The organism is Mucilaginibacter sp., from assembly GCF_964263795.1.
Classification (GTDB): domain Bacteria; phylum Bacteroidota; class Bacteroidia; order Sphingobacteriales; family Sphingobacteriaceae; genus Mucilaginibacter.
This window is the reverse complement of record NZ_CAXVWK010000080.1, coordinates 1-5,542: the sequence shown is the minus strand read 5'-3', so window position 1 is coordinate 5,542 and position 5,542 is coordinate 1. Positions and strand designations below refer to the sequence as shown.

The 5,542-nt window shown below is 46.9% G+C and carries 5 protein-coding genes; 4 read left to right on the top strand and 1 reads right to left on the bottom strand.

What is annotated here, in order from left to right; genetic code table 11:
* Positions 1-62: 62 nt before the first annotated feature.
* Entirely contained in the window at positions 63-1,388 is a 1,326-nt protein-coding gene (locus tag ACE5CV_RS13465; RefSeq protein WP_374950702.1) for an ABC1 kinase family protein, read from the top strand.
* Positions 1,389-1,395: 7 nt separating this feature from the next.
* Here the strand turns inward: ACE5CV_RS13465 and ACE5CV_RS13460 are convergent, their stop codons facing one another.
* The gene (locus ACE5CV_RS13460; protein ID WP_374950701.1) at positions 1,396-1,608 is read right to left on the bottom strand and encodes a hypothetical protein; all 213 of its coding nucleotides are present in this window, start codon (positions 1,606-1,608) and stop codon (positions 1,396-1,398) included.
* 322 nt (positions 1,609-1,930) lie between these two features.
* Here ACE5CV_RS13460 and ACE5CV_RS13455 point away from each other — a divergent pair, with 322 nt between their 5' ends.
* From ACE5CV_RS13455 to ACE5CV_RS13445, 3 genes are all read left to right on the top strand, one after another.
* Positions 1,931-3,400 carry an SDR family oxidoreductase gene (locus tag ACE5CV_RS13455; protein ID WP_374950700.1) on the top strand — a complete coding sequence of 490 codons (1,470 nt, stop codon included), beginning with the start codon at positions 1,931-1,933 and terminating at the stop codon, positions 3,398-3,400.
* 10 nt (positions 3,401-3,410) lie between these two features.
* Positions 3,411-4,322, top strand: a complete 912-nt coding sequence (locus tag ACE5CV_RS13450) for a TIGR01777 family oxidoreductase (protein ID WP_374950699.1) — start codon at positions 3,411-3,413, stop codon at positions 4,320-4,322.
* On the top strand, positions 4,315-5,542 hold a 1,228-nt coding region (locus ACE5CV_RS13445; protein WP_374950698.1), incomplete at its 3' end, for a cryptochrome/photolyase family protein. The genes ACE5CV_RS13450 and ACE5CV_RS13445, both read left to right, overlap by 8 nt.

The following is a 5,542-nucleotide window of genomic DNA, read 5'->3' as shown; positions in this document are numbered from 1 at the left end:
GTGATTGACGATTACGCAGAAATTAACCTGCACAAACTGGCAGCATTATTTGAGCAATAATTATGAGCGATAACAGATCGAATGAACAGAGTAGCATCCCCACCACTAAGGTAGAGCGCAGTGCCAAGTTTGTAAAAACAGGGTTCAAAATAGGCGGCAACTATATTAAGCACTACTCTAAGAAACTCTTTAACCCCGATCTGGATAAATCGGAATTGAATGAGGATAATGCTACAGATATTTATAAATCGCTAAGTGAGTTAAAGGGCAGTGCTTTAAAAGTTGCGCAAATGCTCAGCATGGACAAAAACCTGCTTCCGCAAGCTTACGTTGACAAATTCACGCAATCGCAGTACAACGCGCCGCCGCTATCCGGGCCGCTTATCGTACAAACATTCAAAAAATATTTCGGCAAAAACCCTGATCAGATCTATGACAAGTTCAATATCCGGTCTACCAACGCCGCCTCTATCGGGCAGGTGCATGAAGCGGAGCTGAATGGCAAAAAACTGGCGATCAAGATCCAGTACCCCGGCGTGGGCGATTCGATCTCATCCGATCTTAAACTCGTAAAACCATTTGCCTTCAGGATGCTAGGCATGAGCGAAAAGGAACTGGATGTTTACATGCGCGAAGTTGAAGAGCGACTTTTAGAAGAAACCGACTATGAGCTGGAAGTACGGCGCTCTATCCAATTTTCGGAAGCATGTGCCAATCTGGACAATGTGGTGTTCCCGCAGTACTACCCGGAGCTTTCCAGTAAACGTATTATTACAATGGACTGGCTGGAAGGACAACACTTGAAAGAATTTTTGGCTACCAATCCATCGCAGGAATTACGCGACACCATAGGCCAGGCGCTTTGGGATTTTTACAATTACCAGCAGCATGAACTGCGCGCCGTACACGCCGACCCGCATCCCGGTAACTTTATGATAACGCCTAATGGTAAGCTGGGTGTAATTGATTTTGGATGTATTAAAGTGATGCCGGACGACTTTTACTATCCCTTCTTTTCGCTTACATCAACCAACTTATTTGATAGCAGGGAGGACACTATAGCAGCTTTCCGCAAGCTGGAGATGATCTTACCAAACGACACCCCGGCGCAGATCGACTTTTATTATACGATGTTTAAGCAGATGATCAGCCTGTTTGCCAAACCTTATATTACCGAGAGCTTCGATTTCGGTGAAACGGCCTTTTTTGACGATCTGTTTGGATTTGGCGAGAAGGTGGCTAAGATGCCCGAGTTTAAGCAAGCCCGCGGTGTAAAACACTTTATTTATGTTAACCGCACCAACTTTGGCTTATACAATATTCTGCATGAATTAAAGGCAAAGGTGAAAACCAACACTTATAAACCGCATGTGGAGGCAGTAGCCTAAGCCCCGTTTACAAAAAATCTATAAGCGCCAGTAATACCAGCATAAACAGGGCTACCCAGCTAAGGGTACCCTTTATGTACCATTGTTCAATATCGGTAACACGGCCGGTCCCCATGTAAGAATGCGATTTGCGCCTGCAATAAACGCCATACGCAATTAATGAGGCCACAAGCACAAAGAAAAATATCACTATCAGTTTATGAAATTGTGGTGTGATCATCGCCTTTAATATTATAGTTGTTTAGTATTTTAATTAATTACTTCAGCACCCTATAGCTACTGGTGCTCCCTATGTGAACAATTTTGCATAGCCCGGGTAATTTCGTCCCGGGTTTAGTAACAGTACGGCGGCGTAAACCGCCCGTTGCATTACTTATCGAGAATTGTTTACAATTGGTTTTCCAATTAATGCAAGAATGATACCGCCGCCGTTCAACTTGCTTTGTTCAATTTGTTCATTGTAAAAATGGGGCTTTGATGTGTAGCACATAGCGGCATTTTTTAAACCAAACACCCGGCGTTTTCTGTTGTTGCAACAGTACATGAAAGTATTACTTGCAGGCGCTAACGGATACATAGGTACGCGGCTCATCCCGGTGTTGCTGGATAAGGGCCATAATGTGGTATGTCTTGTGCGCGATAAGCGCCGCTACCATGAACAAAGCGACTACAGCGACCGTGTGACCTTACTCACCGGCGATCTGTTAAAGCCCGATAGCATAGAAAACTTTCCGGAAGATGTTGATGCGGCTTATTACCTGGTGCACTCCATGTCTCAGGCCGACGACTTTGCCGATATGGAAGCCTTGTCTGCAAAAAATTTTACACAGGCCATCAATAAGACCAGGTGCCGGCAAGTCATTTATCTGAGCGGAATCACCAATGATACCGACCTGTCTAAACACCTGCTATCGCGTAAGCATGTCGAAGATGTTTTAAAGGAATGCAAGGCGGATCTGACGGTTTTGCGGGCAGCTATTATTATTGGCTCGGGCAGTTCATCCTTCGAGATCATCCGCGACCTGACCGAAAAATTGCCGGTCATGACCGTGCCGCGGTGGGTAAACACCCTCTGCCAGCCCATTGCCATTCGCGATGTGCTGGGATACCTGGAAGGTGTGCTGCTGAATGAGAAAGCTTTTAATCAAACATTTGATATCGGCGGCCCGGATATCCTAAGCTTTAAACAAATGATGCTTACCTACGCCAAAGTGCGGAGGTTAAAAAGGCACATTATCACTATCCCTTTCCTGTCGCCTAAAATTTCATCGTACTGGCTGTACTTTGTAACATCAACCAGTTACTCGCTGGCCCAAAGCCTGGTAGATAGCATGAAGAATGAAACCATCATGAAAGACCATGAGATTGACAAGGTGGTTAAACGCGATTGCCTTACTTATGAAGCGGCATTGCAGCTGGCCTTTAAAAAGATCGAACAAAACTCCATTGTAAGCAGCTGGAAGGACGCCTTAAATAACGGCTACCTCACATCCGGTTTTATGGACCAGATAAAGGTGCCCCAAAACGGAACCTTAGAATATAAAGTGAAACAGCCGTTCAGCCGCGAGAGCGCTAAAGTGCTGGATAACGTAATGGCCATTGGCGGCAACCGCGGCTGGTATTACTGGGACTGGATATGGAGCCTTCGCGGGTTTTTGGATAAGCTTTTCGGCGGAGTGGGTACAAGGCGCGGGCGTACCAGTAATGTATCAGTATCCGCCGGCGACGTGATCGACTTTTGGCGGGTACTGCTGGCCGACAAAGTAAACCGCCGCCTGCTGCTCTACGCCGAAATGAAACTACCGGGCGAAGCCTGGCTGGAGTTTAAAATAATTGAGCGTAACCATATCACTTACTTAAGCCAGGTGGCCACCTTTAGGCCGCGCGGGTTGTGGGGCAGAATGTACTGGTACGCCATGTGGCCGTTCCACCTGTTTATTTTTAAGGGAATGGCACGTAAAATTGTGAATTTCGGGAACACGAAAAGTAGTAGTATTCAATTAGCTAAATAAAAAGGGTTTAATGAGTAATAAAAACGGGGTATTGATAACAGGGGGCACGGGGCTTATTGGCAGGCAGCTTACACAAGCCTTGCTGGCTGCCGGTTACAGTGTAAACCATTTAAGCCGGAAGCCCGGCACCGACCCAAAGGTAAAAACATACTTGTGGGATATCGACAAAGGCCAGATAGACGAGGATTGCCTGGATGGCATAGATACCATTGTGCACCTTGCAGGCGCGGGCATTGCCGATGAACGCTGGACAGACGAGCGTAAAAAACTATTGATAGAAAGCCGCACCAGATCTATTCAACTGATCTATGCGTTAATGAAACGTAAACCCAACAGGGTAACGGCCATCGTATCGGCATCGGCAACCGGTTACTACAGCAACCGGGGGGATGAACTACTTACCGAAGAAAGCAAGCCACATCATGATTTTTTAGGCACCTGTTGTATTGAATGGGAAAAAGCAGTCGACGAAGGCGCCGCGCCAGGCCTGCGCATCCTGAAATACCGCACAGGTGTAGTACTCACCAAAGATGGCGGCGCGCTGCCGCAACTGGCCCTGCCCGCAAAATTCGGGGTAGGCTCACCTATCGGCAAAGGCAACCAGTGGATCCCCTGGATCCATCATGTTGATGTGGTTGACATGTACCTGGACGGGATAGAAAGCGAAACGCTCAATGGCGTGTACAATATGGTTGCACCTAACCCGGTTACCAACGCGCAAATGAGCAAGGCCATTGCCAAACAATTGCACCGGCCGTTTTGGGCCCCTAACGTACCGGCGTTTTTAATTAAAATGCTGTTTGGCGAAATGAGCCTGGTAGTGTTGGGCAGCACCCGCGTATCTGCACAAAAAATTCAAACAGCCGGTTATACATTTAAGTACCCGGATATTGCATCGGCACTAAAAGAAATTTATGGATAAAAATACACCTGTAAGCGTTTTTTGGTTTAGGCGCGATCTGCGGATGGAAGACAACGCCGGCCTTTACCACGCCCTTAAAAGCGGCAACCCGGTACTGCCATTTTTCATTTTTGATAATGAGATTCTTGATAAATTGGAAGACAAGGACGATGCCCGCGTCAGCTTTATATACAAGGCAATTGAAGAGCTGAACAAAGAATGCCATAAGTACCACAGCGGCCTGCATGTTGTTTACGATACGCCGGAACACGCCTGGGAAGAACTGATAAAGGAACACAATATAGCCGCCGTATATACCAACCGCGATTACGAACCCGGCTACGCCAAAGAACGCGACGATGCTATCGCAAGCCTGCTTGCTAAAAACAAAATTGAATTCAAAACTTACAAGGATCAGGTAATTTTCGAAAAAGAGGAGGTCACCAAAGATGACGGAAAACCTTATACGGTTTATACCCCTTATAAAAACAAGTGGTATCAAAAGCTCAAGCCGTTTTACCTTAAAGCTTACCCTACCCAAAAATATTTTAAAAACCTGCTGCACTTCCGCGCGCCTGCACTGCCAACATTAAAGGATATGGGCTTTGTTAAAAGTGAGATTACCTATCCCGAAAAAGAATACGATAAGGTAATTGCCGATTACGCTAAAAACCGCGACTTCCCTGCAGTAACAGGAACCTCACATATTGGGGTGCATTTGCGCTTTGGTACGGTAAGTATCCGCCGATGCGCGCGCGATGCCTATGAATCTGACGAAAAAACCTGGCTTAACGAATTGATATGGCGGGAATTTTACAGCATGATCATGTACCACTTTCCGCAAACGGCAGATCATGCTTTTCGCCCGGAGTACGACAGGCTTAAATGGCTAAACGATGAGGAGCAATTTGTGGCTTGGTGCAAAGGCGAAACCGGGTACCCTATGGTTGATGCCGGCATGCGCGAACTGAACAACACCGGCTATATGCACAACCGCGTGCGCATGGTGGTAGCCAGCTTTTTGTGTAAGGACCTGCTGATAGACTGGCGGTGGGGCGAGCGCTACTTTGCCCGTAAATTACTGGATTACGAAATGGCTAGCAATGTTGGCGGCTGGCAGTGGGCGGCCGGCAGCGGTACCGATGCGGCACCTTACTTCCGGATCTTTAACCCGGATAGCCAGCTAAAGAAATTCGACCCGAAACTCGAATACGTAAAAAAATGGGTTCCGGAATATGCCG